This window comes from Streptomyces lacaronensis, assembly GCF_047337785.1.
GTDB lineage: Bacteria > Actinomycetota > Actinomycetes > Streptomycetales > Streptomycetaceae > Streptomyces > Streptomyces lycopersici.
This window is the reverse complement of sequence record NZ_JBLHDK010000003.1, coordinates 7,657,549-7,683,816: the sequence shown is the minus strand read 5'-3', so window position 1 is coordinate 7,683,816 and position 26,268 is coordinate 7,657,549. Positions and strand designations below refer to the sequence as shown.

The window sequence follows — 26,268 nt, the reverse complement described above, 5'->3', positions numbered from 1 at the left end:
ACGGTGCCATGGCCGCGGCCTTCCGCTCGGACTCCGCCGCGTCTCCCACAGCCGGCGCGCTGCCCCGCGCGACCCCGTTGAACAAAGTTGACCAGCCCACGCCCGCCCGCGGGGCGCTTTTGAGGTTTTTCGGAGGGGGGTTATTTTCCGGCGGCTCCGTTCTCCCCCGGCTACCGCTGGGAGGTGTCCCCGCGAGGGTGCCGTGCCGCCGGAACGGCTCAGTCCAGGACGACGAGGTCGTCGCGGTGGACCACCTCGCGTTCATAGGCCGGGCCGAGCTCGCGGGCCAGGTCCCTGGTCGAGCGGCCGATCAGCTGCGGGATCTCCTTGGCGTCGAAGTTGACCAGTCCACGGGCCACGGGACGGCCCTCGGTGTCCCTCAGCTCGACCGGGTCACCGGCGGTGAATTCACCCTCCACGGCCGCGATCCCGGCGGGCAGCAGCGAGGTGCGGCGCTCCACGACGGCCCGTACCGCGCCGTCGTCCAGGGTGAGGGCGCCACGTGGCGCGGAGGCGTGGGCGAGCCAGAGCAGCCGGTTCGCCGAGCGGCGGCCGGTGCGGTGGAAGAACGTGCCCGTATGGCGGCCGAGCAGGGCGTCCCCGGCCCGGCTGGCGGAGGTGAGCACCACCGGGACCCCGGCCGCGGTGGCGATCCGGGCCGCCTCGACCTTGGTGACCATGCCACCGGTGCCCACCCCGGAGCGGCCCGCGCTGCCGATGGAGACGCCGTCCAGGTCCCGAGGGCCCCGGACCTCGTCGATCCGGGAGGTGCCGGGGGTCCTGGGGTCCCCGTCGTACAGGCCGTCCACATCGGAGAGCAGCACCAGCAGATCCGCCCGGACGAGATGGGCGACCAGGGCCGCGAGCCGGTCGTTGTCACCGAACCGGATCTCGTCCGTGGCCACCGTGTCGTTCTCGTTGACGATCGGCAGCGCGCCCATGGCCAGCAGCTGGTCCAGGGTGCGCGTGGCGTTGCGGTAGTGGCCGCGGCGGCTGGTGTCGTCCGTGGTGAGCAGCACCTGGCCGACCCGGCGCCCGTAGCGCGCGAAGGAGGCCGTGTAGCGGGCCACCAGGAGCCCCTGTCCGACGCTCGCGGCCGCCTGCTGGCGGGCGAGGTCGCGGGGGCGCCGGTCCAGGCCCAGCGGCGCCAGCCCGGCGGCGATGGCGCCCGAGGAGACCAGGACTATCTCCTTGCCGTTCGCGCCGCCCTTACCGTCGCCACCCTTACCGTCACCGCCCTTACGGTCGCCGTCCCTGCCGCCGTCGCCCTTACCGCCGCCGTCGAGCACCTTGGCGAGCACGTCGACCAGCGCGTCCACACGGTCCGCGTCCAGGCCCCCCGCCGCGGTGGTGAGGGAGGACGAGCCGACCTTGACCACGATCCTGCGGGCGGCGGCCACCTCGTCCCGTACCGCCGACCCGTCCTGCTCCGCCACGCCGCTCCCTCGTTCGTCCCCGGCCCATCACACGCCCCGAAGAAACGCATGCCTTACACACTCATCATGACAAGGGGGCAATCTACGACAGACGAGCCGCGTCCCGCCTCGGCATTTCAGCCTCCGGACACCGCCCGCGCACACCGCCTCACCCGTCGCCATGAGCGCCCCGCGGACACCTCTCGGGGGACCTTTGACACCGATTGCGACCGGTTGGCACCGGCGCGGATTGTCACCGGGCGGGGCGTCGGCATACGGTCAGGGGTCCCCCCAGTCCGTTGCCCTCCTGCCAGGAGCCCTCCCCGTGCCCTCTGCCGGAATCGCCCCACGCCGGGTCGTACAGCTGACGGCGCTGCTCGCGATGCTCGTGTTCTTCGCCACACAGCTCGTCGGCGCCGTGCTTCCGAACGTACCGCTTTTCATCGCCGCCTCGGCGTGCGGTCTCGCGCTCGATCTCTTCCTGCAGCACAAGCAGCCCGGTCTGCTGTCGCTGCTGGGGAAGATCCGCCTCGACGTCACGGTGCGCCAGCTGTTCCGCGACATGCTCATCATGGTCGGGCTGCTGCGCATCGAGGGCATCAATCCCCTGCACGAGCAGGCGCCCCTGACCGTGGGGCTGCTGCTCTTCTACCTGGTGCACTTCGCCTGCCAGGCGGCGGCCATCCTGGTCCGCCGGACCCGGCAGCTGCCGTTCGTCACGCGCAACATCGACGCTTCCGCGCTGCGCCTGAGCGAGGCCCCGCCGCGGCTGTTCGCCCGTCAGCACGGGCGCCGTCTGCTGCGGCTGGCCGCGCCGGTCACCGCCGGTCTGCTGATCACCGCCGCCACCAAGGACGCCATCTGGGGCGGCGTCGGCCTGACGATCGCGCTGCTGATCGGCATCGGCGGCACGGCCCACCTCGCCAGCTGGCTGCTGCCGCGCAAGCGCGTGGCGAACGAGGCCACGGCCCTGCGCTGGCTGGACCAGTGGCTGGCCGACTACCAGCCGACCGTGGGCATGTACTTCTCGGGCGGCAACTCCTCGGCGTACCAGGCGAACATGTGGCTCTCCACGCTCGCCGCGCTCGACGGCAAGCCGATCATCGTGCTCCGTGAGCGGTTCATGGTGCAGAAGATCGAGGCCACGGACGTACCGATCGTCTGCCTCCCCAAGGTCGCTCATCTGATGCGGCTGGAGCACTCGACGCTCAAGGTGCTGCTGCACCCGGCGAACTCCGGCAAGACCTCGCAGGTGCTGCGCATCCCCTCGATCAAGCACGCGTTCATCAACCACGGCGAGAGCGACAAGCTCTCCAGCTGCAACCCGTACGCCAAGGCGTACGACGAGGTGTGGGTCGCGGGCCCGGCGGCGCGCGAGCGCTACCAGCTCGCCGACATCGGCGTCGAGGACAAGGACGTCGTGGAGGTCGGGCGACCGCAGCTGGCCCCCATCCGCCCCTACGCGGGCGTGCCCACCGGTGAGTTGACGACGGTGCTGTACGCGCCGACCTGGGAGGGCTGGGACGGGAACCCCGGCAACACCTCGGTGATCCTGGCCGGTGAGAACATCGTCCGCGAGCTGCTCGCCGACCCCAAGGTGCGCCTGCTGTACAAGCCGCACCCCATGACCGGCTCCGTGGACCCGCGCGCGGGCCGCGCCAACGACCGCATCAAGGCGATGATCGCCGAGGCCAACACCAAGCGCGGCGGCGACCGCCCCGGCGCGGAGGCCGCCGCCGAGCTGGCCCGGTGCGCCGATGAGCTCAACCGGCTCACCAGCACCTCCTTCCGCCCCAGCGCGGACGAGATCGAGCGCATGAAGCTCCAGGGGGCCCCGGACGGCGACCGCGCGGCGGCCGTCGCCGCGGCCACCGCCGCCTGGGAGAGCGCCTACTGGGCCTCGCTGCCGGTCTGGGAGCACCAGATCATCACCGGTCCGCGTCCGGCGATCTTCACCTGCTTCAACCAGGCCGACGTGCTGATCAGCGATGTCTCCAGCGTGGTCTCGGACTACCTGACGAGCGAGAAGCCGTACGCCGTGGCGAACACCAGCGGGATGACGGAGGAGGAGTTCCGGGCGGGCTTCCCGACGGTGCGCGCCGCCACGATCCTCACACCGGAAGCCGCGGGCGTGACCGGACTGCTGGAAGCGGTCCGCGACCCCGAGAAGGACACCCTCGCGGGTGCCCGCGCGGAGCTGAAGGTGCATCTGCTCGGCCCGTCCGACCCGCCGTCGCTGGTGCGCTTCGACCGGGCCACGCAGGATCTGTGCCGCAAGGCCGACGAGCGCCGGGCCCGGATGGCCACCCGGCTCACCGACGAGATCCCCTCGCAGCGCGAGGCCCGGGACGCGGCGGAGGAGATGGAGCTGGAGTCCGGCTCGGCGGAGCCGGAGGAGACCGCGACGGTCTGACGTCCGACGGTCCGACGTAAGACGGTCCGAGCCGACGGCAGGCACGGAGAGCGTGACGAAGGGCCCGGGAGATCCCTCCCGGGCCCTTCGCCGTGCCACCTGCCGCGCGGCGCCGAGAAGCCCGCTCAGAGCCCGCGCGGGTGCCCCGGAGCGTCCGGGGACGCGCAGGGGCGCCCGGCTACGGCCGCGCGGCCCTCAGAACGGCTTGAACGTGTCGAACTCCTCGTCCGCCTCGTCCCGCTCGGCATCCCGGTCCCGCCGCCGCTGCGCGGCCGGGCGCGGGGTGTCGAAGCGGTGGTCCTCGCCACGGCGGCCCAGCATCTCCGCGCCGGTCGCGAGGCTCGGCTCCCAGTCGAAGACGACCGCGTCGTCCTCGGGGCCGATGACGACCTCATCGCCCGAGTGGGCGCCCGCCTTCATCAGCTCCTCCTCGACGCCGAGGCGCGCCAGGCGGTCGGCGAGGTAGCCCACGGCCTCGTCGTTGGCGAAGTCGGTCTGGCGGACCCAGCGTTCGGGCTTCTCGCCCAGCACGCGGTAGAAGCCCTCCTCGGCGACGACCCTGAAGCCCGCGTCGTCCACGGCCTTCGGCCGGATGACGATCCGGGTCGCCTCCTCCTTCGGCTTCGCCTCCCGCGCCTCCGCGACGATCTTCGCCAGGGCGAAGGACAGCTCCTTGAGGCCGAGATGGGCGACCGCGGAGGCCTCGAGGACCTGGTAGCCGCGGGCCTCCAGATCGGGCCGGATGATGTCGGCGAGGTCCTTGCCGTCGGGGATGTCGACCTTGTTGAGCACGACGACCCGCGGCCGGTCGTCCAGACCGCCGTACTGGGCCAGCTCCGCCTCGATGACATCGAGGTCGGTCAGCGGATCGCGCTCGGACTCCAGCGCCGCGGTGTCCAGTACGTGCACCAGGACCGAGCAGCGCTCGACATGGCGCAGGAACTCCAGGCCGAGGCCCTTGCCCTGGCTGGCGCCCGGGATCAGGCCGGGGACGTCGGCGATGGTGTAGACGGTAGAACCGGCCGTGACCACACCGAGGTTGGGCACCAGCGTGGTGAACGGATAGTCGGCGATCTTCGGCTTGGCCGCCGAAAGCACCGAGATCAGCGAGGACTTGCCGGCGCTCGGGTAGCCGACGAGGGCCACGTCCGCGACGGTCTTGAGCTCCAGGATGACGTCGCCGGAGTGACCCGGCTCGCCCAGCAGCGCGAAGCCGGGGGCCTTGCGGCGGGCCGAGGCGAGCGCGGCGTTGCCGAGGCCGCCGCGGCCGCCCTGGGCGGCGATGTAGGTGGTGCCCTGCCCGATCAGATCGGCCAGGACGTTGCCCCGCTTGTCGAGGACGACGGTGCCGTCCGGGACCGGCAGGACCAGGTCGGTGCCGTCCTTGCCGGAGCGGTTGCCGCCCTCGCCGGGCTTGCCGTTGGTGGCCTTGCGGTGGGGGCTGTGGTGGTAGTCGAGCAGGGTGGTGACGGACTGGTCCACGACCAGGATCACATCGCCGCCCCGGCCACCGTTGCCGCCGTCCGGTCCCCCGAGCGGCTTGAACTTCTCGCGGTGCACGGAGGCGCAGCCGTGGCCTCCGTTACCCGCGGCGACATGCAGTTCGACGCGGTCCACGAAGGTGGTCATGACGGGTGCCTCCAGTTACTTACGGGTTCGGGGATGTTCTGATGTGCCTCACGCTCGTAACGCGCCGAGGGCGGACCCGCTTCCCGTCACGGGAAGAGCGGTCCGCCCTCGGAAAAGGCTGTGCGATATCGCCCGGGCTGATTACTCAGCGACCGGAACGATGTTCACGACCTTGCGGCCACGGCTGGTGCCGAACTGCACCGCACCGGCGGCCAGCGCGAACAGCGTGTCATCGCCGCCGCGGCCGACACCCGTGCCCGGGTGGAAGTGCGTGCCGCGCTGGCGGACCAGGATCTCACCCGCGTTGACGACCTGGCCGCCGAAGCGCTTGACGCCGAGCCGCTGGGCGTTGGAGTCGCGACCGTTCCGAGTGGACGATGCGCCCTTCTTGTGTGCCATCTCTTCTCAGTCCCTTACTTCGCAGCCGGGTCGATGCCGGTGATCTTCAGCGCGGTGTGCAGCTGACGGTGGCCGATCCGCTTCCGGTAGCCGGTCTTGTTCTTGTACTTCAGGATGTCGATCTTGCCACCCTTGTGGTGGTCGACGACCTCGGCGTGAACCTTCACACCGGCCAGGACCCACGGGTCGCTGGTGACGGCATCGCCGTCGACAACGAGCAGAGTGGAAAGCTCGACGGTGTCGCCGACCTTGTTGCCGGCCAGACGGTCGACCTCGATGACATCGCCCACGGCCACCTTCTGCTGGCGGCCGCCGGTGCGCACGATTGCGTACACGCGGTTCTCACTCTCTCGCTAGAAAACGGACCTCTGATGCCAGCCGCCCAACACGACCCACGAGGGGTCGTGACAACCGAGTGATCATGCGACTCACCATCGGCCGAACGGCCTCTTCCGGCGAAGCGGAAGGGATGTGCTCAGGGGTTTGGCGTACAGACGCCGAGGGTCAAGGCTACCAGAGCCCGGAGGGCACACTGTCACGTGACAGTGTGCCCTCCGGTCGGCCGGGTGGCGGCCGGGTCAGTCGTCGGCCGCGGCCGAGACCGACTGCGGAGTCTGCTGCTCCGCCGCCGCGGTCTTCTTCGCCGCCGTCTTCTTGGCGGTCGTCTTCTTGGCCGTGGTCTTCTTGGCGGCCGTCTTCTTCGCCGCCGTCTTCTTCTCGGCGGTCTTCTTGGCCGCCGTCTTCTTGGCGGGCGCCTTCTTGGCCGCCTTACGGGCGGTCTTCTTCGCCGGTGCCGCGGTCTCGGCCTCGCCCTCGGCGGACGCGCTCTCGGGCGCCGCCTCCGGCTCGGGCTTCGACCCGGACTCCGGCTCCGGCTCCGGCTCCACGGAAGACCCGCTCACGACCACCACGGCCGCCTCCTCGGAACCCGTCGGCGAGCCCGCGGGGGCGCTCACCTTACGGGTCGCACGGCGGCGCGTACGCGGCGCGGGAACGCCCTCGAGCGGGGCCGGCTCCTCGGCGGGAGCGGCGGGGGCCTCGGCGGCCGCCTCCGGCTCCGCCTGGGCCGCCTCCCGGCGCTCGTCGGCCACCACGACCACCACGCCCTCGGGCTCCTTGGCGGCCTTCGGGGCGCCCGCCGGGGCGGACACCTTACGGGTGGCACGGCGGCGCGTACGCCCACGGGTCGCGGCGGCCTCGGCCTCCGCGGCGCTGCTGTACAGCTCCTCGTCGGCCGCGAAGACCGGCTCGGGCAGCGCCTTGGGCTGGGTGGCCTCCGCCGCGATCTCGGCCGCCGCCTCGGTGACGTCCTCGGACTCCGCCTCGGCTTCGGCCTCGGCCTCGGCCGCAGCGGCGGCGGCCCGCTCCTGCTGCTGAACGGCACCGGCAGCGGACTTCTTCTTCTTGCGCTTGCCGCCACCGCCGCCGGCGGACGACGCCTGGTCCATGTGGACGATCACGCCGCGGCCGTTGCAGTGCACACAGGACTCGGAGAAGGACTCCAGCAGCCCCTGGCCGACCCGCTTACGGGTCATCTGGACCAGGCCGAGCGAGGTGACCTCCGCCACCTGGTGCTTCGTACGGTCCCGGCCCAGGCACTCCAGCAGCCGCCGCAGCACCAGATCGCGGTTGGACTCCAGCACCATGTCGATGAAGTCGATCACGATGATGCCGCCGAGGTCGCGCAGCCGCAGCTGGCGCACGATCTCCTCGGCCGCCTCCAGGTTGTTCCTGGTGACCGTCTCCTCGAGGTTGCCGCCCTGGCCGGTGAACTTGCCGGTGTTGACGTCGATGACGACCATCGCCTCGGTCCGGTCGATCACCAGCGAGCCGCCGCTGGGCAGCCAGACCTTGCGGTCCAGCGCCTTCATCAGCTGCTCGTCGATCCGGTAGGTGGCGAAGACATCGACGTCCGAGGTCCACTTCTGGAGCCGGTCGGCGAGGTCGGGCGCCACGTGCGAGACATAGCCGTGGATGGTCTCCCAGGCGTCGTCACCGCTGACGATGACCTTGGAGAAGTCCTCGTTGAAGATGTCGCGGACGACCCGGACGGTCATGTCGGGCTCGCCGTAGAGCAGCGACGGGGCGTTACCGCTCTTCGCCTTCTTCTTGATCTCCTCCCACTGCGCCTGCAACCGGGCGACATCGCGGGACAGCTCCTCCTCGCTCGCGCCCTCGGCGGCGGTGCGGACGATCACGCCCGCGTCCTCGGGGACGATCTTCTTGAGGATCTGCTTCAGCCGGGCCCGCTCGGTGTCGGGCAGCTTGCGGCTGATGCCGGTCATCGAGCCCTCGGGCACGTACACCAGGTAGCGGCCGGGCAGGGAGACCTGGCTGGTCAGCCGGGCGCCCTTGTGGCCGATCGGGTCCTTGGTGACCTGCACCAGCACGGACTGGCCGGACTTCAGGGCGGTCTCGATGCGGCGCGGCCCGCCTGAGAGCCCCAGCGCCTCGAAGTTCACCTCGCCCGCGTACAGCACGGCGTTGCGGCCCTTGCCGATGTCGACGAAGGCGGCCTCCATCGACGGCAGCACGTTCTGGACCTTGCCCAGGTAGACGTTGCCGACGTAGCTGGTGGCCTGTTCCTTGTTGACGAAGTGCTCGACGAGGACGTTGTCCTCCAGCACCCCGATCTGGGTGCGATCGCCGTTCTGCCGGACGACCATGACCCGCTCGACCGCCTCGCGGCGGGCCAGGAACTCGGCCTCGGTGATGATCGGCACACGGCGGCGGCCCTGCTCACGGCCCTCGCGACGGCGCTGCTTCTTGGCCTCCAGACGCGTCGACCCCTTGATCGACTGCACCTCGTCGGCACTGGACTCGGCTTCCTTGCCGCGCCGCTCCCGGGGCTCGCGGACCTTGACGACCGTGCGCTCCGGGTCGTCACCGGTCGCCTCGGTCTCGGCGGCGTCGCCGCTGCGACGGCGGCGGCGACGGCGACGGCGGCTGCTGCTGGAGCCGCCGGGCTCACCGGCCTCGGCGCCCGACTCGTCCCGGCCCTCGCTCTGCTCCTCGGCGCCCTCGCCCTCGGCGGCCGACTCGTCCTCGTACCCCTCACCGGTCTCGGAACGCCCCTCGGCGCCCTCGGCCTCGGCGGTCTCGCCACGACGGCGACGGCGGCCGCCACGGCGGCGGCGACGGGCCGGGCGGTCGCCCGACTCCTCCTCGCCGGACTCGCCCTCGGGCTGACCGGCCTCGGCCTCTGTCTCGCCCTCCTCGGCGGCCTCGGGCTCTTCGGCGGCCTCCGGCTGCTCCTCGGCGGGCGCGGCGCCACGGCGGCGGCGCCGGCGGCGGCCGGCGGGCGCCTCGGGCTCGACGGCCTCGGCCGTCGGCTGCTCCTCGTCCTCCTCCTCGGGCTCCTCCAGCGCGGCGGCGGCCTCGGCGGCGGCACTCTCCGGCGTCTGGAAGACCGGCTCGGTGAAGACGGGCGCCTGGAACACGGCCGTGGGCGGGCGGACCGCCCGGCGCCGCGAACGGGGCGCGGGCTCCGGCTCGGAAGCGGCCTCGGCGGCCGGGGCCTCGCCCTCGGCGGTCTGCGGCTCCTGAGCGCCGATCGGCTCCTCGGCGGCGGATGCGGTGCTCCGGGTGGCACGGCGGCGGGTGCGGGCGCGCGGCGCCTCGGCCTCGGCCCGCGTACCGGCGGTCTCCTCGGCGCTCTCGCCGCGCTGCTCGGCGGCGGGCTCCTCGGCGGCCTCGGCCTCCGCGGACGCTCCGGCGGGGGCGGTGGCCTTACGGGTCGCACGGCGACGCGTACGGGCGGGGGCCGGGGGCACGGCCTCGGCCTCGGCCTCGGCAGCCGCCGCGGCCTCCTCGGTCTCCACCGGCTCCTTCGGCGGCACGACCTCCGCGGCCTCCGACTCCGCGGGGGCACCGGCCGGAGCGGTCGCCTTACGGGCCGCACGGCGGCGCGTACGGGCACGCGGGGCCTCATCGGCCTGGGCATCGGCTGCGACTGCGGCTGGGGCCGTGACCTCGTCACCACTGCCACCAGCGGCCGCCGCAGACGACGCGTCCGCGTCGGCCGCCTCCGCCTGCGGCGCGCCCTCGGGGGCGGTGGCCTTACGGGTCGCACGACGGCGCGTACGGGCGGGGGCCGGGGGCACGGTCTCGACCTCGGCCTCGGCCTCGGCGGCCGCCGCGGACTCCTCGGTCTCTTCGGGCTCCTCCGCCTCCTCCGGCTCGTTCGGCGGCGCGGCCTCCGACTCCGCGGGGGCACCGGCCGGAGCGGTCACCTTACGGGTGGCACGGCGACGCGTACGGGCGGCCGGAGCGGCCTCGGCGGCGGCCTCCACCACGGGCTCGGCGCCGGCCTCGGCCTCCTCGCCGCCACGCCCGGCGTCGGCCGGGACCACGGTCTCCGCGGCCTCCGGCGAACCCGCCGGGGCGGTCGCCTTGCGGGCGACCCGGCGCCGCGTACGGGCGGGCGGAGCGGCGGATTCGGTGTCGGACCCGGATACGGATCCACTCGCGGTGGCCATGGCGGCACCGGCGGCGACGGGCTCGGAAGCGGCCTCGGCGGCGGCGAAGGCACCGGTCTGCTCAGCGGCTATGGCCGGTGCCGAGGGCGTGGTGACCTCGGCCTCGCTCACCGCGCCGGACGGCGGACCGGCCGGGCGGGAGGCCGCGCGGCGGCGGCGCGGCGGCAGCGTGTCGCTGGGCGTGTTCTCGATGGGTTCCCCGGGTACCGCGGCACGCGGCGCGGATGACCCCAGGGGCTGGACAGGTTGGGTCGGCTCAATAGGTTCGAGCATGCGGGCGTTTCTCCCGTCACGCTCCCGGGCGCCGCGCCTGCTTCCGGCCGGCCACCCGCACACTGTGCGCGGGTGCCGCCGTCCGGGGCGCGGTCGCCGCACGGGAGCTGTCGTCTCGCTCGCCGGGACCGGATCTGCCGGGACCGGCGAAAGTCTTCTGGTCAGTGCGCCAGCCGGACCCGGGTGGCTCCCAAGTGCGTCGGCGGCGCATCGACGGCGGCCCTACGCGGGACCTTCCGGCGCCATCGCGGCGGTCAGCTCGGCGGCCGTGGATGGAGCGGCCTGAACTGCCTCGCGATCGGGCGCGAGCGGGTCGGTCACCGTGCCGGACTCCTCATCGAGCAGCCCCTGCGCCAGCCTGGTCACCGCTGCGGGGACCGGCGGCGCCAGGTCGGCCGTAGCGCGGAGACCGGACAGGACGTCGTCGGGTCGCACGGCAGGTGTCAGATGCCGTACCACCAGCCGCAGTATCGCACAGCCACCGTCGCCAGGCCTATCGGCCCGAGCCGGAAGCGTCTCCAGCCGGGCCACCGCGGCACGGGCGTCGAAGGTTCGCAACCCGTTTTTCGTCCGGCGTTCCACCTCGACCGTGTCGGCCTCCAGGAAGGCCGCGACGGCCCGCTCGGCGTCCGCCGCGGTGACCTGGTCGAGCCGGATCTCCCATACGGACGCCTGCAGCCGGTCGGCGAGCCCCGAGGTGCGGACCTCCACGGACTCGATCACATCGAGGCCCTCGGGCAGCGACTCGTCGAGGACCGCCCGCAGCTTCTCGGGGTCGCGCGCCTCGGTCAGCTGGATCTCCAGGTACTCCGCCTCGCTGCCGGTGCCGGTGGGTGCGGCATTGGCGTAGGACACCTTCGGATGCGGGGTGAACCCGGCCGAGTACGCCATCGGCACCTCGGCGCGGCGCAGCGCTCGCTCGAAGGCGCGCTGGAAGTCGCGGTGGCTGGTGAACCGGAGGCGGCCGCGCTTGGTGTAACGCAAACGGATGCGCTGCACCGCGGGTGCGGGCGGCGGGCCTTCGGGCTGTCGCTTGCCCAGGGGACTGTCTCCTTGTGCTTCCTTGCCGTCGAACACCAGGGCCATGGGGCCCCGATGTCTTCCAGCCTACTTTGTGGGCGGCGCGGGCGGCCCGGTGACGGAGGGCCGCCGGACGGCTACGTCACCGCCGGACCGGCCTCATCACCGCCGGACCGGCTACGTCACCGCGCGACCGCCATGTCACCGGAGTACGGCTACTCGGCTACTTCACCGACAGCGGCAGCAGCTTCCGTCCGGTGGGGCCGATCTGGATCTCGGTCTGCATCTGCGGGCAGACGCCGCAGTCGAAACAGGGGGTCCAGCGGCAGTCGTCCACCTCGGTCTCGTCGAGGGAGTCCTGCCAGTCCTCCCACAGCCAGTCCTTGTCGAGGCCCGAGTCGAGGTGGTCCCAGGGCAGGACCTCCTCGTAGGTGCGCTCGCGCGTGGTGTACCAGTCGACGTCGAGGCCGAAGTCGGGCAGGGTCCGCTCGGCGCACTCCATCCACCGGTCGTAGCTGAAGTGCTCGCGCCAGCCGTCGAAGCGGCCACCGTCCTCGTAGACGGCGCGGATGACCGCGCCCACCCGGCGGTCGCCGCGCGAGAGCAGGCCCTCGACGATGCCGGGCTTGCCGTCGTGGTAGCGGAAGCCGATCGAGCGGCCGTACTTCTTGTCGCCGCGGATCTTCTCGCGCAGCTTCTCCAGCCGGGCGTCGGTCTCCTCGGCGCTCAGCTGCGGGGCCCACTGGAAGGGGGTGTGCGGCTTGGGGACGAAGCCGCCGATGGAGACCGTGCAGCGGATGTCGTTCTTGCCGGACACCTCGCGGCCCTTGGCGATGACCTTGGTGGCCATGTCGGCGATCTGGAGCACGTCGTCGTCGGTCTCGGTGGGCAGACCGCACATGAAGTACAGCTTCACCTGCCGCCAGCCGTTGCCGTACGCGGTGGCCACCGTACGGATGAGGTCCTCTTCCGAGACCATCTTGTTGATGACCTTACGGATGCGCTCACTGCCGCCCTCGGGGGCGAAGGTGAGGCCCGAGCGGCGCCCGTTGCGGGTCAGCTCGTTGGCGAGGTCGATGTTGAAGGCGTCCACCCGGGTCGACGGGAGGGACAGGCCGATCTTGTCCTCCTCGTACCGGTCGGCGAGGCCCTTGGCGATGTCGCCGATCTCAGTGTGATCGGCGGAGGACAGCGACAGCAGGCCGACCTCCTCGAAGCCGGTGGCCTTCAGCCCCTTGTCGACCATCTCGCCGATCCCGGTGATCGACCGCTCGCGCACCGGGCGGGTGATCATGCCCGCCTGGCAGAAGCGGCAGCCCCGGGTGCAGCCGCGGAAGATCTCCACCGACATCCGCTCATGGACGGTCTCGGCCAGCGGCACCAGCGGCTGCTTGGGGTAGGGCCACTCGTCGAGGTCCATGACGGTGTGCTTGGACACCCGCCACGGCACGCCCGAGCGGTTCGGCACCACGCGCGAGATCCGCCCGTCGGCCAGGTACTCCACGTCGTAGAACTTCGGGACGTAGACGCTGCCAGTGCGGGCGAGGCGGAAGAGCAGCTCATCGCGGCCGCCGGGTCGGCCCTCGGCCTTCCAGGCGCGGATGATCCCGGTCATGTCGAGCACGGCCTGCTCACCGTCGCCGATCACCGCGCAGTCGATGAAGTCGGCGATCGGCTCGGGGTTGAACGCGGCGTGGCCGCCCGCGACCACCACGGGGTGGTCCTCGGTGCGGTCCACGGCGTCCAGGGGAATACCGGCGAGGTCCAGCGTGGTGAGCAGGTTGGTGTACCCCAGCTCGGTGGAGAAGGAGACGCCGAGGAAGTCGAACGCGGACACCGGGCGGTGCGAATCCACGGTGAACTGCGGCACCTTGTGCTCGCGCATCAGCTCCTCGAGGTCCGGCCACACGCTGTAGGTGCGCTCGGCGAGCACGCCCTCGCGCTCGTTGAGGACCTCGTAGAGGATCATGACGCCTTGGTTGGGGAGCCCGACCTCGTAGGCGTCCGGGTACATGAGCGACCAGCGGACGTCGCAGGAGTCCCAGTCCTTGACGGTGGAATTGAGCTCACCGCCTACGTACTGGATGGGCTTCTGCACATGCGGCAGCAGGGCCTCGAGCTGTGGGAAGACCGACTCGACAGACATCGCGGACTTTCGTGAAGCTGACAGGGGTGACCCTCAAGGCTACCTGCCCCGCCGGGCGCCCTCGCCACGGATCAGGTCTCCCGGTCCGCCCGGTCAGGCCTCCAGGTCCGCCCGGTGCTTCTTGCGCGAGGTCTCGGCCCACAGGTCCGGCAGCTCACGCTCGCGGGCGGCCGCCCGCGCCTCCTCGCGCCCATAGAGCAGCCCGAAGGTGAAGTCGCTCTCACCCGCGCCGTGCGCCTCGACGGCCAGCTCGCGCAGCGCCTCCCGGGCGACCACGCTGTCCTGGTGGTCGCCGAGCAGCTCCTGCACCTCGGCCATCAGCGCGGCGAACGCCTTGGCGGGCTTCCCCAGCACCGGGCGGGCGACCTCGGCCGCGTAACGGACCCGTTTGGCGTCCTTACGGCCCTCATGAAGGGTGACGTCGCGGTCCGGCCCGGCGGGTGTGGCGAGGGCGGCCTCGATGCGGCCGGAGAGCCGGTCGTAGTCGCCCAGCACGGCCTTCGGAATCACCTCCGCCCACGGCCGGGCGGCGGCGGGGCGCAGCGGCGGGGCGGCCAGAAGCGCGTCGAGGGCGTCCAAGAGCGCGAGATAGCGGTCACCGTCCAGCACACCGAGGAGCCGCTCGCGCGAGCCGCCCCGGCGCGCGTGCGACCAGACGCGCAGCCGGGCGGCCACGGGGCCGAGCCGCAGCTCGACGGGCACCTCGCCGAGCCGCTCGTCGAGGCGCGCGGTGAGCACTTCGCGGTCCCGGTCGACGCCGAGCTCGGCGGCCAGCCATTTCAGCTCGGCGCCGATGGGGTCGGTGACGGTCCGGTCCAGGACCCCGCGGTACGAGCGGAAGGCGCTGCGCATCCGGCGGGTGGCCACGCGCATCCCGTGGACCGAGTCGGGGGTCTCCAGGCGTACGGCGGGGTCGAGCGTGACGATCGCGGTGACCTGACGGCGCAGGTAGTCCAGCACCACATCGCCTGCCGTGGCCTTCTTGGGCTTGATTCCCCTCTCCCGCCGCTCCTTCGGGGCTTTCACCGGTCCCGCGGGCCCCTTCTGCTTCCTGGCCCTCTTACCGCGCCGGTCCGGGTCGGTCTGCGCCAGCGCTCTGGCCAGTTTCGAGGGGGCGGCCGACCGCCGCAGCCCCGCGTCCGCGAGATGCGGCTCCAGGGCGTCCAGCAGCGCCGGGGCGCCGCCCTCCGCCAGTTCCACCTCGGCCTCGGCCCAGCGCACCGGTTCCCCGGGCTCCGGTGCGAGCCGCCGCGCCGTGACGTGGTCGGCGGACAGCTCGGCGAGCGGCACCCCCTCGGCGTCCACCAGACGCTTGACGTGCCGCTCGGACAGCAGATGGACCAGCGGCACCAGCTCGGCGCCGCGCGTGCGGGAGCGTACGAGCCCGGCCAGCTCGGCGGGCAGCGTGTCCGAGAGCGGAGCGCGGATCTCGTCCCGCGCGTCCGGGCCCACGGGCAGTTTGAGATGCCATCCCTCGTCACCGCCGGTGCGTCGGCGCAGCGTGATGCCGTCGGCCGCGAGCCGCAGATCGGCGGTGTCGTAGTACGTGGCGTCGAGCGTGACGACGCCCTGGTCCGTCACGCCCGCGACCTCGGCGACCCCGGTCAGGTCCGGTAGGCAGCCGTCCTCGGTGGCTTCGTACTTACGCTCGATCTCCCGTGTCACGTCCACCATGACGTGAATGTAATCCCCCGAGACCGGCGAATGGGAGCCCTGTCGGACGGATCAGGCCGATACGGGCCTTTGCACCCGGATCGACTGGAGCAGCCCGATCGCGATCCATACGGCGAACATCGAGGACCCGCCGTAGGAGACGAACGGCAGGGGCAGACCGGCCACCGGCATGATGCCCAGCGTCATCCCGATGTTCTCGAACGACTGGAAGGCGAACCAGGCGATGATCCCGGCCGCGACGACGGTCCCGTACAGCTCCGTGGTGTCGCGCGCGATCCGGCAGGCGCGCCACAGCACGACCCCCAGCAGCAGGATGATCAGGCCCGCGCCGAGGAAGCCCAGCTCCTCCCCCGCGACCGTGAAGACGAAGTCGGTCTGCTGCTCGGGGACGAACTGACCGGTGGTCTGGGTGCCGTGGAAGAGCCCCTTACCGGTGAGCCCGCCCGAGCCGATCGCGATCCGCGCCTGGTTGGTGTTGTAGCCGACCCCGGCCGGGTCGAGCGCGGGGTTGGCGAAGGCGGCGAAGCGGTCGATCTGGTACTGGTCGAGGACGTGCAGCTGCCAGACGAGCAGCGCGCCCACCACGGCCGTGAGGATGAGCCCCGCGATCCAGCGGTTGGACGCGCCGGAGGAGAGCAGCACGGCGAGCACGATCATCGCCATGACCATCACCGAGCCGAGGTCCGGCATCAGCAGCACGATCGCGATGGGCAGTCCGGCCAGGCCGAGCGCCTGGACGACGGTGCGGTGGTCGGGGTTGAGCCGGTCGCCCGCGTCCACGCGCGCGGCCAGCAGCATCGCCATCCCCAGGATGATCGTGATCTTGGCGAACTCACCCGGTTGCAGGGAGAATCCGCCGCCGACCACGATCCACGCGTGGGCGCCGTTGATCGTCGAGCCCAGCGGGGTGAGCACGGCGAGGACGAGGAGGACGGACAGCCCGTAGAGGACCGGGACCGCGCCGCGCAGGGTGCGATGGCCCAGCCAGATGGTGCCGATGGCGAGCAGCAGCCCGATGCCGGTGTTGAGGGCGTGCCGGACCAGGAAGTAGTACGGGTCGCCCTGGTTCAGCTCGGTGCGGTTGCGGGTGGCGGAGTAGACGAGCGCCCCGCCGATCGCGGACAGTGCCAGCGCGGTGAGCAGCAGCACCCAGTCGAGGCGGCGGACGACCGAGTCGCGCGCCATGAGCTTGCTCCAGGCGCCGCGCTCCGGGGTGAAGCGGCGGACGGAGTAGCCATGCGTGGACGCGCTCATGAATCAGCTCCCCGCCGCCGCTCCCGCGCGGCCGCCTCGAACTGCTTGCCGAGCGGCTGGGACTCGATGGAGCCGTCCGACGAGATCTTCGGCAGTTTGGCCTGCGGCTGGGGCAGCAGCGCCTTCTTCTTGTCGATGCCGCCCTTGGCGTCGACCCCGTACAGCGCGTTGTAGATCTTGCGCACGGCGGGGCCGGAGGCGCCGGAGCCGGTACCACCCTGGGAGATCGTCATGACGACCGTGTAGTCCTTGGTGTACGTGGCGAACCACGAGGTGGTCTGCTTGCCGTAGACCTCCGCGGTACCGGTCTTGGCGTGCATCGGGATCTTGCTCTGCGGCCAGCCCTGGAACCGCCAGGCGGCGGTGCCCCGGGTGGCGACGCCCGCGAGCGCGCTGTCGATCCTCTTGTGCAGACTGGCGCTGATCGGCAGCTTGCCGTGCGCCTTCGGCTTGATCTCCTGGATGTCCTTGCCGTCGGGGCTGACGATCGCCTTGCCGACGCTCGGGTCGTGGAGCGTGCCGCCGTTGCTGATGGCCGCGTAGATGGTGGCCATCTGGATCGGGGTGACGAGGGTGTCGCCCTGGCCGATGGAGTAGTTCACGGAGTCACCGGCGCGCATCTTCATGCCCTCGAGGCAGTTCTCGTAGGCGATCCGCTGGCCGTAGGACCCGTCCTTCTTGCCGGTCTTGCACCAGGCGTCCTTGTTGGCCTTCCAGTAGTCCTTCTTCCACTGGCGGTCCGGGATCCGGCCGGTGACCTCGTTGGGCAGGTCGATCCCGGTCTCCTTACCGAGGCCGAACTGGTGGGCGGTCCGGTAGAACCAGTCCCCCGGCTTCTTCTTGGGCTTGTTGCCGCCGTCCTTCTTCCACTCGTCGTAGGCGATCCGGTAGAAGACGGTGTCGCAGGAGACCTCCAGCGCGCGGCCGAGGCTGATCCCGCCGTAGTTCTCGGACTCGAAGTTCTTGAAGACCTGGCTGCCGATGTTGAACGAGCTGGTGCAGGCGTAGGGGCCGTTGAAGTCGTAGCCGGCGTTGACCGCGGCGGTCGTCGGGATGACCTTGAAGATCGAGCCGGGGGCCGCCTGGCCCTGGATCGCCCGGTTGAGCAGCGGGTAGTTGGACTTCTTGCCGGTGAGCTGCTTGTAGTCCTTGCCGGAGATGCCGCCGACCCAGGCGTTGGGGTCGTATGTCGGGTTGGACGCCATGGCCACCACCCGGCCGGTCTTGGCCTCCATGACCACGACCGCGCCGGAGTCCGCCTTGTAGTTGGTGCCGGTGTTCCGGTCGTGCTGCTTGCGGGCGTCCCGCATCGCCTGGTCCAGCTCCTTCTCCGCGACGGCCTGGACCCGCGAGTCGATGCTGGTGACGACGTTGTCGCCGGGGCGGGCCCGCTGGCTCTCCCGCTGGCCGATGACCCGGCCGAGGTTGTCGACCTCGTAGCGGGTCACCCCCGCCTTGCCGCGCAGTTCGCTGTCGTACTGGCGCTCGAGGCCGTTGCTGCCGACCTGGTCGGAGCGGAGCAGGGGCGACTTGGTGTGCTCGGCCTCCTTCACCTGCTCATCGGTGACCGGGGAGAGATAGCCGAGCACCTGGGCGGCGTTGGAACCGGCGGGCGCGGCGTAGCGGCGCACGGCGGTGGGCTCGGCGCTGATGCCGGGGAAGTCCTCTTCGCGCTCGCGGATCTGGAGCGCCTGCTTGGCGCTGGCCTCGTCGGTGATCGGGATGGGCTGGTACGGGGAGCCGTTCCAGCAGGGCTGCGGGGTCTTGGCGTCACACAGCCGGACCTTGTCCATGACGTCCTTGGGCTTCATGCCCAGGACGTCGGCGAGGCGGGTGAGGACGGCCTTGCCGTCATCCGGCATCTTCATCAGCTCGGTACGGCTGGCCGAGACCACCAGACGGGTCTCGTTGTCGGCCAGCGGCACCCCGCGGGCGTCCAGTATGGAACCGCGCACGGCGGGGTGGACGACCTGCTGGACGTGGTTGTTGGCGGCTTCGGCGGTGTACTCGTCGCCATTGCGGATCTGGAGGTACCACAGGCGTCCGCCGAGGGTCAGCAGCAGCGAGAAGACCAGGATCTGGAGGGCGACGAGCCGGATGGTGACCCGGGAGGTCCGGCCGGTCTCAGGAATATTACTCATGGCGTCCCCTGAGGGCGGTGGCGGGAGACGGGCGGGCGGCGGGAGACGGGCGGGCGGTGGGAGACGGGCGGGCGGCGAGCGACAGGAGGGCGGCGAGCGACAGGAGGGCGGCGAGCGACGGGAGGGCGTTGCTCACAGGCGCTTGACCCCCTTGATGCGTGCCGTCCTGTTCTTCCCCGTGCGGGCCAGCAGCCCGCCGCGCTGGCTGCCGATCCGGGGCGCCCGGCCCGGCCGCCTGAGCCGGCTCATCCGGCCGATCCGGCCGGTGCTGACGCCGCCCGCCGTGCTGATCCAGCGGGACGGGCTCTCGCCACCGCCCGCGCTGTCGGCCATCGGATCGTTCTCGCTCCGTCTGGCGAGCCCCATGATCAGCGGCACCGTGAAGGGTGCCAGCAGCAGGTCGTAGAGGGCCGCGGTGAACAGCAGCTTGCCCAGGCCCACCTGACGGGCCGCGTCGTCGCCGACGAGGATGCCGACCCCGGCGTAGAGCAGCGTGGCGCCGATGGCCGCCGCCACGACCACCAGCATCGGCCCGGTGGCCGACCTGAGCTGGCCGGTCTCCGGCTTGGCGAGCCCGGCCAGATAGCCGATGACGCAGAGCACCAGGGCGTAGCGGCCCGCGGCGTGGTCGGCCGGCGGGGCGAAGTCGGCGAGCAGCCCCGCGCCGAAGCCGATGAGCGCGCCGCCGGTGTGGCCGTAGACGAGCGCGAGACCGAGCACGACGAGCAGCAACAGGTCCGGAACGGCGCCGGGCAGTTGGAGGCGGGCCAGTACGCAGATCTGGACGACGAGGGCGAAGACCACCAGGCAGGTCGACAGGACGATCCGGTTGAGGTGCAGCATCGGTCAGCTCCTGTTGGCGGCCGGGCTGGTGGCGGTGGCGGAGGGGTTGGCCGTGACGGTGACCGTGGGCGTCGGCTTGGGCTTCGCGGGCTTGGGCGGGAGCACGCTGTCCCGCGGGTTGTCCCGCGGCGGCTGGACGACGACCCCGACGATGTCCAGCTTGCTGAACCGGACATACGGGCGCACCCGGAGCGTGCGGGTCAGATCGCCCCCGGTGGGATCGACGCCGACGACCTTGCCGACCGGGACGCCGGGGACGAACGGCTTGTCCGCCTGGGAGCCGAAGGTGACCATCCGGTCGCCCTTCTTGATCCGGGCCTTGCCGTTGAGGAGCTGCACATGGAGCGAGCGGTCGCCGCGCCCGGTGGCGAAACCGAGCTCGCCCGATCCCTCCATACGGGTGCCGACGGTGAAGTCCGGGTCGATCGCGAGCAGCACGGTGGCCGTCGAGGAGCCGACGGTGGTGACCCGGCCGACCAGCCCGTCACCGTTGATGACGGTCATGTCGCGGCGGATGCCGTCACCGCTGCCCATGTCGATGGTGACGGTCCAGGAGAAGCCCTGGGCGGCGCCGATGCCGATGACCTGGGCGCCCTTGATGCCGTATTGACCGGCGCCGGCGGTCTTGAGCAGCTTGTCGAGCTCGGCGGAGCGGGCGCGGTCGCGGGCGTTGTTGCCGAGCCGCTGCTTGAGCTTGGTGTTCTCCTCCTCCAGCCGGCGGACCCGGTCGTGCCGGTCACCGGATTCCCGTACGGCCGCGACCGCGTTGCCGACCGGGTCCACGGCGGAGGCGACGCCGTCCTCAACGGGCCCGAAGACGGAAGCGGCGGCGTGCCGGGCGCCGTCGAGGGGTGAGTCCTCGCCGCCGCGGATATCCACCGTGATCAGCGCGAACGCGATGGCGACCAGCAGCACCAGGAGCAGCCGGCTCTCTCGTGTGTCCCTCACGTGCGGCGACGTGCCTTCCTCGTCGAAGTCGGACCGGTGCCGGGGATGTGATGACCGGTCGGTCCTGGGGAGCCTTATGCCTGTATATCAGCGTTCCGCCGCACGGGCAGCCAACCACCCGTACGGCCGGTCCGCCGGGTTGTCATCTGCGGGGCTGGGCGTCCAGCACCTGCTGGAGCGCCTCGAACTCCTCCACGCACTTGCCGGACCCGAGTGCGACGGAGTCCAGCGGGTCCTCGGCGATGTGGATCGGCATCCCGGTCTCGCGGCGCAGCCGCTCGTCCAGGCCGCGCAGCAGCGCACCGCCGCCGGTGAGCACGATGCCGCGGTCCATGACGTCGCCGGAGAGCTCAGGGGGGCACTTGTCGAGGGTGGTCTTGACCGCGTCGACGATCGAGTTGACCGGCTCCTCCATGGCCTTGCGGACCTCGGCGGCGGAGATCACCACGGTCTTGGGGAGGCCGCTGACGAGGTCACGGCCGCGGATCTCGGTGTGCTCCTCCTCGTCGCCCTCGTACGCCGAGCCGATGGTGATCTTGATGTTCTCGGCGGTGCGCTCGCCGAGCAGCAGGCTGTACTCCTTCTTGATGTGCTGGATGATCGCGTTGTCCAGCTCATCGCCCGCCACCCGGATGGACTGCGCGGTGACGATGCCGCCCAGCGAGATGACGGCGACCTCGGTGGTGCCGCCGCCGATGTCCACGACCATGTTGCCGGTGGCCTCGTGGACCGGAAGGCCGGAGCCGATGGCCGCGGCCATGGGTTCCTCGATGATGTGCACCTGACGGGCGCCCGCCTGGGTGGACGCCTCGATGACGGCGCGGCGCTCGACCCCGGTGATACCAGACGGCACACAGACGACCACTCGGGGCCGGGCGAGATACCGTCGCTTATGGATCTTGAGGATGAAGTACCGCAACATCCGCTCGGTGATCTCGAAGTCGGCGATAACGCCGTCCTTGAGCGGACGCACAGCGACGATGTTGCCAGGGGTGCGGCCGATCATCTTCTTCGCCTCGGCGCCCACGGCGAGAATTCCGCCGGTGTTGGTGTTGATGGCGACGACGGATGGCTCGTTGAGGACGATCCCGCGGCCCCTGACGTACACCAGCGTGTTGGCGGTCCCGAGGTCGACAGCCATGTCACGGCCGATGAACGACATGTTGTTCCCCATGAGGATACGTCAGGCCTTCCCTGCTGGAGCGATTGCTTGCTTGAGGTCGGCAGGATGGGTGTGCGCTGCGAGGCGCAGAGACTTCATCGTAGTCACGCCCGCTCGAACACGCTGCGGGGGTCCTCCGCCATTGTCAGCAGAACACGACCCCGCCTCCTCTAATGGTGACGTCGTGTCGCGGAGATGCGTTCCCCCGATCGGCTCGCATATGCCGAAGGGCGGCCGGGTAATTCGGCCGCCCCCAGGTCAGCAGGGGTGTGGCAAGCTGATGATCAAACTGATGGCCGATCAGTAACGATCGGATCGGGATCAGGCGAGCCCGGGAAAGAAAATCTTGATTTCCCGTTCGGCGGACTCCGCCGAGTCGGAGGCATGGATCAGGTTTTCCCGAACGATGGTGCCGAAATCGCCACGGATGGAGCCCGGCGCCGCGGCGATCGGGTCGGTCGGCCCGGCCAGCGCCCGGACGCCCTCGATCACCCGCTCACCCTCGACCACCAGCGCCACGGCCGGACCAGAGGCCATGAACTCCACCAGCGGCGCGTAGAACGGCTTGCCGACATGCTCGGCGTAGTGCTGCTCCAGGACCTCACGCTCCAGCTGACGCAGCTCGAGGGCGCTGATCGTCCAGCCCGCCTTCTTCTCGATCCGCCCCAGAATCTCGCCCACCAGTCCGCGTCGGACGGCGTCGGGCTTGAGCAGGACGAGCGTGCGCTGGCTCACGGTGCGGGCTCCTTTGGGAAAAGACATGCGGCGAGGCTGTGAGGCAGAGGCTACATGGGGGAACGACGGCCATGTCACGCAGTGTCAGGCGAGGCGGCCGAGGACGCGGCGAACCGCGCCTTGGCCTCGTCGACCTTGCGGCCGAAGTGGACCGAGGCCCACCACAACGCGGCGAAGACCGCCCCGAGGAAGAACATGGTGGGCACCACGAAACCGCTCAGCACCAGCCCGATCTGCAGGGCCCAGCCGATCTGCACCGCACCCGGACGGCTCAGCAGCCCGCACAGCAGCACACACAGCCCCATGGCGATTCCGCTGACCGTCCAGACGGTGCCCATGGACAGCCCGGACGTCTTCATCGCGACCAGCCCGGCGAAGCCGATCACGAAGAACTCGCCGATGAGGGTGGAAGCGCACAGCGTTCGCATATCAGCCCTTTCCCAGGAGGAGCCGGGCCTCGCCGACCGTGATCACCGACCCGGTCACCAGAACGCCCGCTCCGGCGTATTCGCCCTCTTCCTCCGCCAGGGTGATGGCGGCCTCCAGAGCGTCGTCCAGCCGCGGCTCGACCTGGACCCGGTCGGAGCCGAAGACCTCGACGGCGATCGCGGCCAGCTCGTCCGGGTCCATGGCGCGGTGGCTGGAATTGCCGGTCACGACGACCTCGGCGAAGATCGGCTCGAAGGCTTCCAGCAGACCGCGCACGTCCTTGCCGTCACTCGCCCCGACCACGCCGATCAGCCGGCTGAAGTCGAAGGACTCGGTGACCGCCGCGGCGGCGGCACGGGCGCCCGCGGGGTTGTGCGCGGCGTCCAGCACCACGGTGGGGCTGCGGCGCACGACCTCCATCCGGCCGGGCGAGGTCACGGAGGCGAAGGCGGAGCGGATGGTGTCGATGTCGAGCGGACGGGCGTGCTGGGAGCCGACGCCGAAGAACGCCTCCACGGCCGCCAGCGCCATCGCCGCGTTGTGCGCCTGATGGGCGCCGTGCAGTGGGAGGAAGACATCGGTGTACTCCCCGCCGAGGCCGCGCAGGGTCAGCAGCTGGCCGCCGACCGCCACCTCCCGGGACAGCACACCGAACTCCATGCCCTCACGGGCGACCGTGGCATCCACCTCGACCGCGCGCTTGAGCACCACGGAAGCGGCCTCCACCGGCTGCTGCGCGAGCACCACGGTGGCGTCCTGCTTCACTATGCCGGCCTTCTCGACGGCGATCTGCTCCGGAGTGGTGCCGAGCCGGTCGGTGTGGTCCAGCGAGATCGGCATGATCACCGCGACGCCCGCGTCGATCACATTGGTGGCGTCCCAGGAGCCGCCCATGCCGACCTCGACCACCGCGATGTCCACCGGCGCGTCCGCGAAGGCCGCGTACGCCATGCCGGTGAGCACCTCGAAGAAGGACAGCCGGTGCTCCTGCTGGGCGTCGACCATCTCGATGTACGGCCGGACGTCCTGATACGTCTCGATGAACCGCTCGGCGGAGATCGGCGCCCCGTCCAGGCTGATCCGCTCGGTGATCGACTGGACATGGGGACTGGTGTAGCGGCCGGTGCGCAGCTCGAAGGCGCCCAACAGCGACTCGATCATGCGGGCGGTGCTGGTCTTGCCGTTCGTACCGGTGATGTGGATCGACGGATAGGCCCGCTGCGGCGAGCCCAGGATGTCCATCAGTGACTCGATCCGCACCAGCGACGGGTCCAGCTTGGTCTCCGGCCAGCGCGTGGCCAGCTCGCCCTCCACCTCCCGCAGGGCGCGGTCCACCTCGGGGTCGGCCGGGCGGGCCGGGATACCGTCCCCCTGCGGCGGCCCGGACTGCGCACGCAGCGTCCGGCTGCCGGCCTCGATCACCGCCAGATCGGGGTCGCGGTCGGTCTCGGCTCCGACGATCTCTTCGAACTCGTCGGACTCGTCATGGGGGCGCTCCTCGCTCACGCCGACCAGTCTACGAGGGAGGGGGGACAACCCGGCCCAGCGCCATCCCCACCCAGGTCACGAGCCGGTATCTGTGACAAGGCGGCTCGCCTCCGGGGCGCTCATGTCGTTGTCGACGGTCGACGTGCTCGGTCGCTCGTTCCTCGCTCCCTGCGCGCGACTCCCTTTCGACAGCGACGCGCCCCTTCGGCTCACTCGCCGACCAATGCCGCCTTCATCATCGACTTGGCGATCGGGCCCGCCAGACCGCCGCCGGAGATGTCGGCGCGGGCCGCGTCGCTGTCCTCGACCACCACCGCGACCGCGACCTTGTGGCCGCCGCCGGCGTCCGCGTAACTGATGAACCACGCGTACGGATTGGCGCTGTTGTTCTCACCGTGCTGGGCGGTGCCGGTTTTGCCGCCCACCGTCACCCCGGGGATCTTCGCGTTGGTCCCGGTGCCCTGGTCCACGACCGTCCGCATCGCGGACTGCAGCTCGGACGCGGTGTGCCGGGACATCGCCTGGCTGTAGGTCTTGGCCGAGGTCCGGTCCAGGGCGGACGCGCTGCCGTCCGTGGTGCGGTCGACCTCGTACGGGGTCATCAGCTTGCCGTCATTCGCGATGGCCGAGGAGACCATCGCCATCTGCAGCGGAGTGGCCGTCACATCGAACTGCCCCATACCGGTCAGGGCCGTCTGCGAGTCGTTCATGCCGCTCGGGTAGGTGCTCTTCGCGGCGCGCACCGGGATGTCCAGCTCGGTGTCGTCGAAGCCCAGCTTCTTGGCCTCCGCCGCCACCTTGGACTGGCCGAGGTCCACGGCCATCTTCGCGAAGACCGTGTTGCACGAGTACTCCAGGGCGGTGCGTATCGTCGCGTTCTCGCAGGGCGCCGACCTGTTCTCGTTGTGCATATCGGTGACCGTGCCCGGCAGCCGGTACGGATCCGGGCTCTTGGTCGGCTCGTCCACCGACGGGTACAGCCCGTTCTCCAGCGCCGCGGCGGCGACCAGGACCTTGAAGGTGGAGCCCGGCGGGTACGTCTGGCGCAGCGCGCGGTTCAGCATCGGCTGCTTGTCGTCCTTCTGGAGCGCGGTCCACGCCTTCTGGTCCGCCGTGGAGGAGCCCGCGAAGGTGCCGGGGTCGTACGAGGGGGTGCTGGCCAGGCCCAGGACGGCGCCGGTGGTGGGGTCGAGCGCCACGGCCGCGCCGGTCTTGTTCCCCAACCCCTCGTAGGCGGCCTTCTGCACGGCCGGGTTGATCGTGGTGATCACGTCGCCGGGCTTGGACCGCTCCCGCGTCACCGCCTCGAGCGGGTTCTTCAGCCGGCTGTCGGAGCCGTCGAGCACCTGCCGCTCCAGGGCCTCCACCTGAGTGCTGCCGTAGGATTGGGAGGCGTAGCCGGTGACCGGCGCCCAGAGCTTCCCGTCCGTGTAGGTGCGCTTGTACTTCAGGTCGCCCTTGGTGGCGGCCGAGCCGGTGACCGGCTTGCCGCCGGCGATGATGTCGCCCAGCGGCCCGGCGTACTCGGAGATGGCCACCCGGGCGTTGCGCGGGTCCTCCCGGAGACTGTCGCCTCTTGCCAACTGCACATAGGTGACCCAGGCGAGCAGGGCCAGCACGAGCAGCAGCGAGAACACCGATGCCCTTCTCAGCGGCTTGTTCATGGAGGGGGAGCTCCTTCCGGGACGTACGGCCGGATAACTCCCTGAAGGCAGTGTTTGGTTCCCGGTGGGGCATTGCTGTGTGGTGCCTGTGAGGCGTCTGTGGGGCTTCTCGGGGGCCCCGTGAGGCTTCTCCGGGGTGCCTGTGGCACATCACACA

Annotated in this window: 19 protein-coding genes; 1 reads left to right on the top strand and 18 read right to left on the bottom strand. The window is 71.1% G+C overall.

The window, feature by feature from the left end; genetic code table 11:
* Nucleotides 1–218 precede the first annotated feature (218 nt).
* Complete coding sequence (gene proB / locus ACMTAK_RS32810; protein ID WP_051572562.1) at nucleotides 219–1,436, bottom strand: glutamate 5-kinase; 1,218 nt, start codon at nucleotides 1,434–1,436, stop codon at nucleotides 219–221.
* Nucleotides 1,437–1,740: 304 nt separating this feature from the next.
* Here proB and ACMTAK_RS32805 point away from each other — a divergent pair, with 304 nt between their 5' ends.
* Complete coding sequence (locus ACMTAK_RS32805; protein WP_413809509.1) at nucleotides 1,741–3,828, top strand: hypothetical protein; 2,088 nt, start codon at nucleotides 1,741–1,743, stop codon at nucleotides 3,826–3,828.
* Nucleotides 3,829–4,023: 195 nt separating this feature from the next.
* Here ACMTAK_RS32805 and obgE read toward each other — a convergent pair whose 3' ends face one another.
* The 17 genes from obgE to ACMTAK_RS32720 form a co-directional block, all read right to left on the bottom strand.
* Complete coding sequence (obgE, locus tag ACMTAK_RS32800; protein WP_413101231.1) at nucleotides 4,024–5,457, bottom strand: GTPase ObgE; 1,434 nt, start codon at nucleotides 5,455–5,457, stop codon at nucleotides 4,024–4,026.
* A gap of 141 nt (nucleotides 5,458–5,598) precedes the next feature.
* Nucleotides 5,599–5,856: a 50S ribosomal protein L27 gene (rpmA, locus tag ACMTAK_RS32795; RefSeq protein WP_020871349.1), complete on the bottom strand. Its 258-nt coding sequence runs from the start codon at nucleotides 5,854–5,856 to the stop codon at nucleotides 5,599–5,601.
* 14 nt (nucleotides 5,857–5,870) lie between these two features.
* A complete protein-coding gene (rplU, locus tag ACMTAK_RS32790) occupies nucleotides 5,871–6,191 on the bottom strand; it encodes a 50S ribosomal protein L21 (protein ID WP_413809508.1) in 321 nt (106 codons plus the stop codon).
* A 243-nt stretch (nucleotides 6,192–6,434) separates the two neighbouring features.
* Entirely contained in the window at nucleotides 6,435–10,607 is a 4,173-nt protein-coding gene (locus ACMTAK_RS32785; RefSeq protein WP_413809507.1) for an Rne/Rng family ribonuclease, read from the bottom strand.
* A 222-nt stretch (nucleotides 10,608–10,829) separates the two neighbouring features.
* Complete coding sequence (locus ACMTAK_RS32780; RefSeq protein WP_413813065.1) at nucleotides 10,830–11,606, bottom strand: TIGR03936 family radical SAM-associated protein; 777 nt, start codon at nucleotides 11,604–11,606, stop codon at nucleotides 10,830–10,832.
* Nucleotides 11,607–11,850: 244 nt separating this feature from the next.
* Nucleotides 11,851–13,773: a TIGR03960 family B12-binding radical SAM protein gene (locus tag ACMTAK_RS32775; protein ID WP_210943995.1), complete on the bottom strand. Its 1,923-nt coding sequence runs from the start codon at nucleotides 13,771–13,773 to the stop codon at nucleotides 11,851–11,853.
* Nucleotides 13,774–13,866: 93 nt separating this feature from the next.
* Nucleotides 13,867–15,447 carry a CYTH and CHAD domain-containing protein gene (locus tag ACMTAK_RS32770; protein WP_413809506.1) on the bottom strand — a complete coding sequence of 527 codons (1,581 nt, stop codon included), beginning with the start codon at nucleotides 15,445–15,447 and terminating at the stop codon, nucleotides 13,867–13,869.
* A 51-nt stretch (nucleotides 15,448–15,498) separates the two neighbouring features.
* The gene (gene rodA, locus ACMTAK_RS32765; RefSeq protein ID WP_413809505.1) at nucleotides 15,499–16,701 is read right to left on the bottom strand and encodes a rod shape-determining protein RodA; all 1,203 of its coding nucleotides are present in this window, start codon (nucleotides 16,699–16,701) and stop codon (nucleotides 15,499–15,501) included.
* The gene (gene mrdA / locus ACMTAK_RS32760) at nucleotides 16,698–18,842 is read right to left on the bottom strand and encodes a penicillin-binding protein 2 (RefSeq protein WP_413809504.1); all 2,145 of its coding nucleotides are present in this window, start codon (nucleotides 18,840–18,842) and stop codon (nucleotides 16,698–16,700) included. The genes rodA and mrdA overlap by 4 nt, the downstream gene beginning before the upstream one ends.
* Nucleotides 18,835–18,978 carry a hypothetical protein gene (locus tag ACMTAK_RS32755; protein WP_413809503.1) on the bottom strand — a complete coding sequence of 48 codons (144 nt, stop codon included), beginning with the start codon at nucleotides 18,976–18,978 and terminating at the stop codon, nucleotides 18,835–18,837. The genes mrdA and ACMTAK_RS32755 overlap by 8 nt, the downstream gene beginning before the upstream one ends.
* On the bottom strand, nucleotides 18,975–19,682 hold the full coding sequence (gene mreD, locus ACMTAK_RS32750; RefSeq protein WP_413813064.1) for a rod shape-determining protein MreD: 708 nt from the start codon (nucleotides 19,680–19,682) through the stop codon (nucleotides 18,975–18,977). Before mreD ends, ACMTAK_RS32755 begins: the two co-directional genes overlap by 4 nt.
* A 6-nt stretch (nucleotides 19,683–19,688) precedes the next feature.
* Nucleotides 19,689–20,633 (bottom strand): rod shape-determining protein MreC, encoded by a 945-nt coding sequence (gene mreC, locus ACMTAK_RS32745; RefSeq protein WP_413809502.1) that lies wholly within the window; start codon nucleotides 20,631–20,633, stop codon nucleotides 19,689–19,691.
* A gap of 142 nt (nucleotides 20,634–20,775) precedes the next feature.
* Nucleotides 20,776–21,795 (bottom strand): rod shape-determining protein, encoded by a 1,020-nt coding sequence (locus ACMTAK_RS32740; RefSeq protein WP_037946248.1) that lies wholly within the window; start codon nucleotides 21,793–21,795, stop codon nucleotides 20,776–20,778.
* Nucleotides 21,796–22,116: 321 nt separating this feature from the next.
* Nucleotides 22,117–22,530, bottom strand: a complete 414-nt coding sequence (gene ndk, locus ACMTAK_RS32735; RefSeq protein WP_413809501.1) for a nucleoside-diphosphate kinase — start codon at nucleotides 22,528–22,530, stop codon at nucleotides 22,117–22,119.
* Between the two features lie 74 nt (nucleotides 22,531–22,604).
* Entirely contained in the window at nucleotides 22,605–22,958 is a 354-nt protein-coding gene (locus ACMTAK_RS32730) for a DUF4233 domain-containing protein (protein WP_413809500.1), read from the bottom strand.
* Nucleotide 22,959: 1 nt separating this feature from the next.
* Nucleotides 22,960–24,465 carry a bifunctional tetrahydrofolate synthase/dihydrofolate synthase gene (folC, locus tag ACMTAK_RS32725; RefSeq protein ID WP_413809499.1) on the bottom strand — a complete coding sequence of 502 codons (1,506 nt, stop codon included), beginning with the start codon at nucleotides 24,463–24,465 and terminating at the stop codon, nucleotides 22,960–22,962.
* A gap of 191 nt (nucleotides 24,466–24,656) precedes the next feature.
* A complete protein-coding gene (locus tag ACMTAK_RS32720; protein WP_413809498.1) occupies nucleotides 24,657–26,111 on the bottom strand; it encodes a peptidoglycan D,D-transpeptidase FtsI family protein in 1,455 nt (484 codons plus the stop codon).
* Between the last annotated feature and the right edge of the window lie 157 nt (nucleotides 26,112–26,268).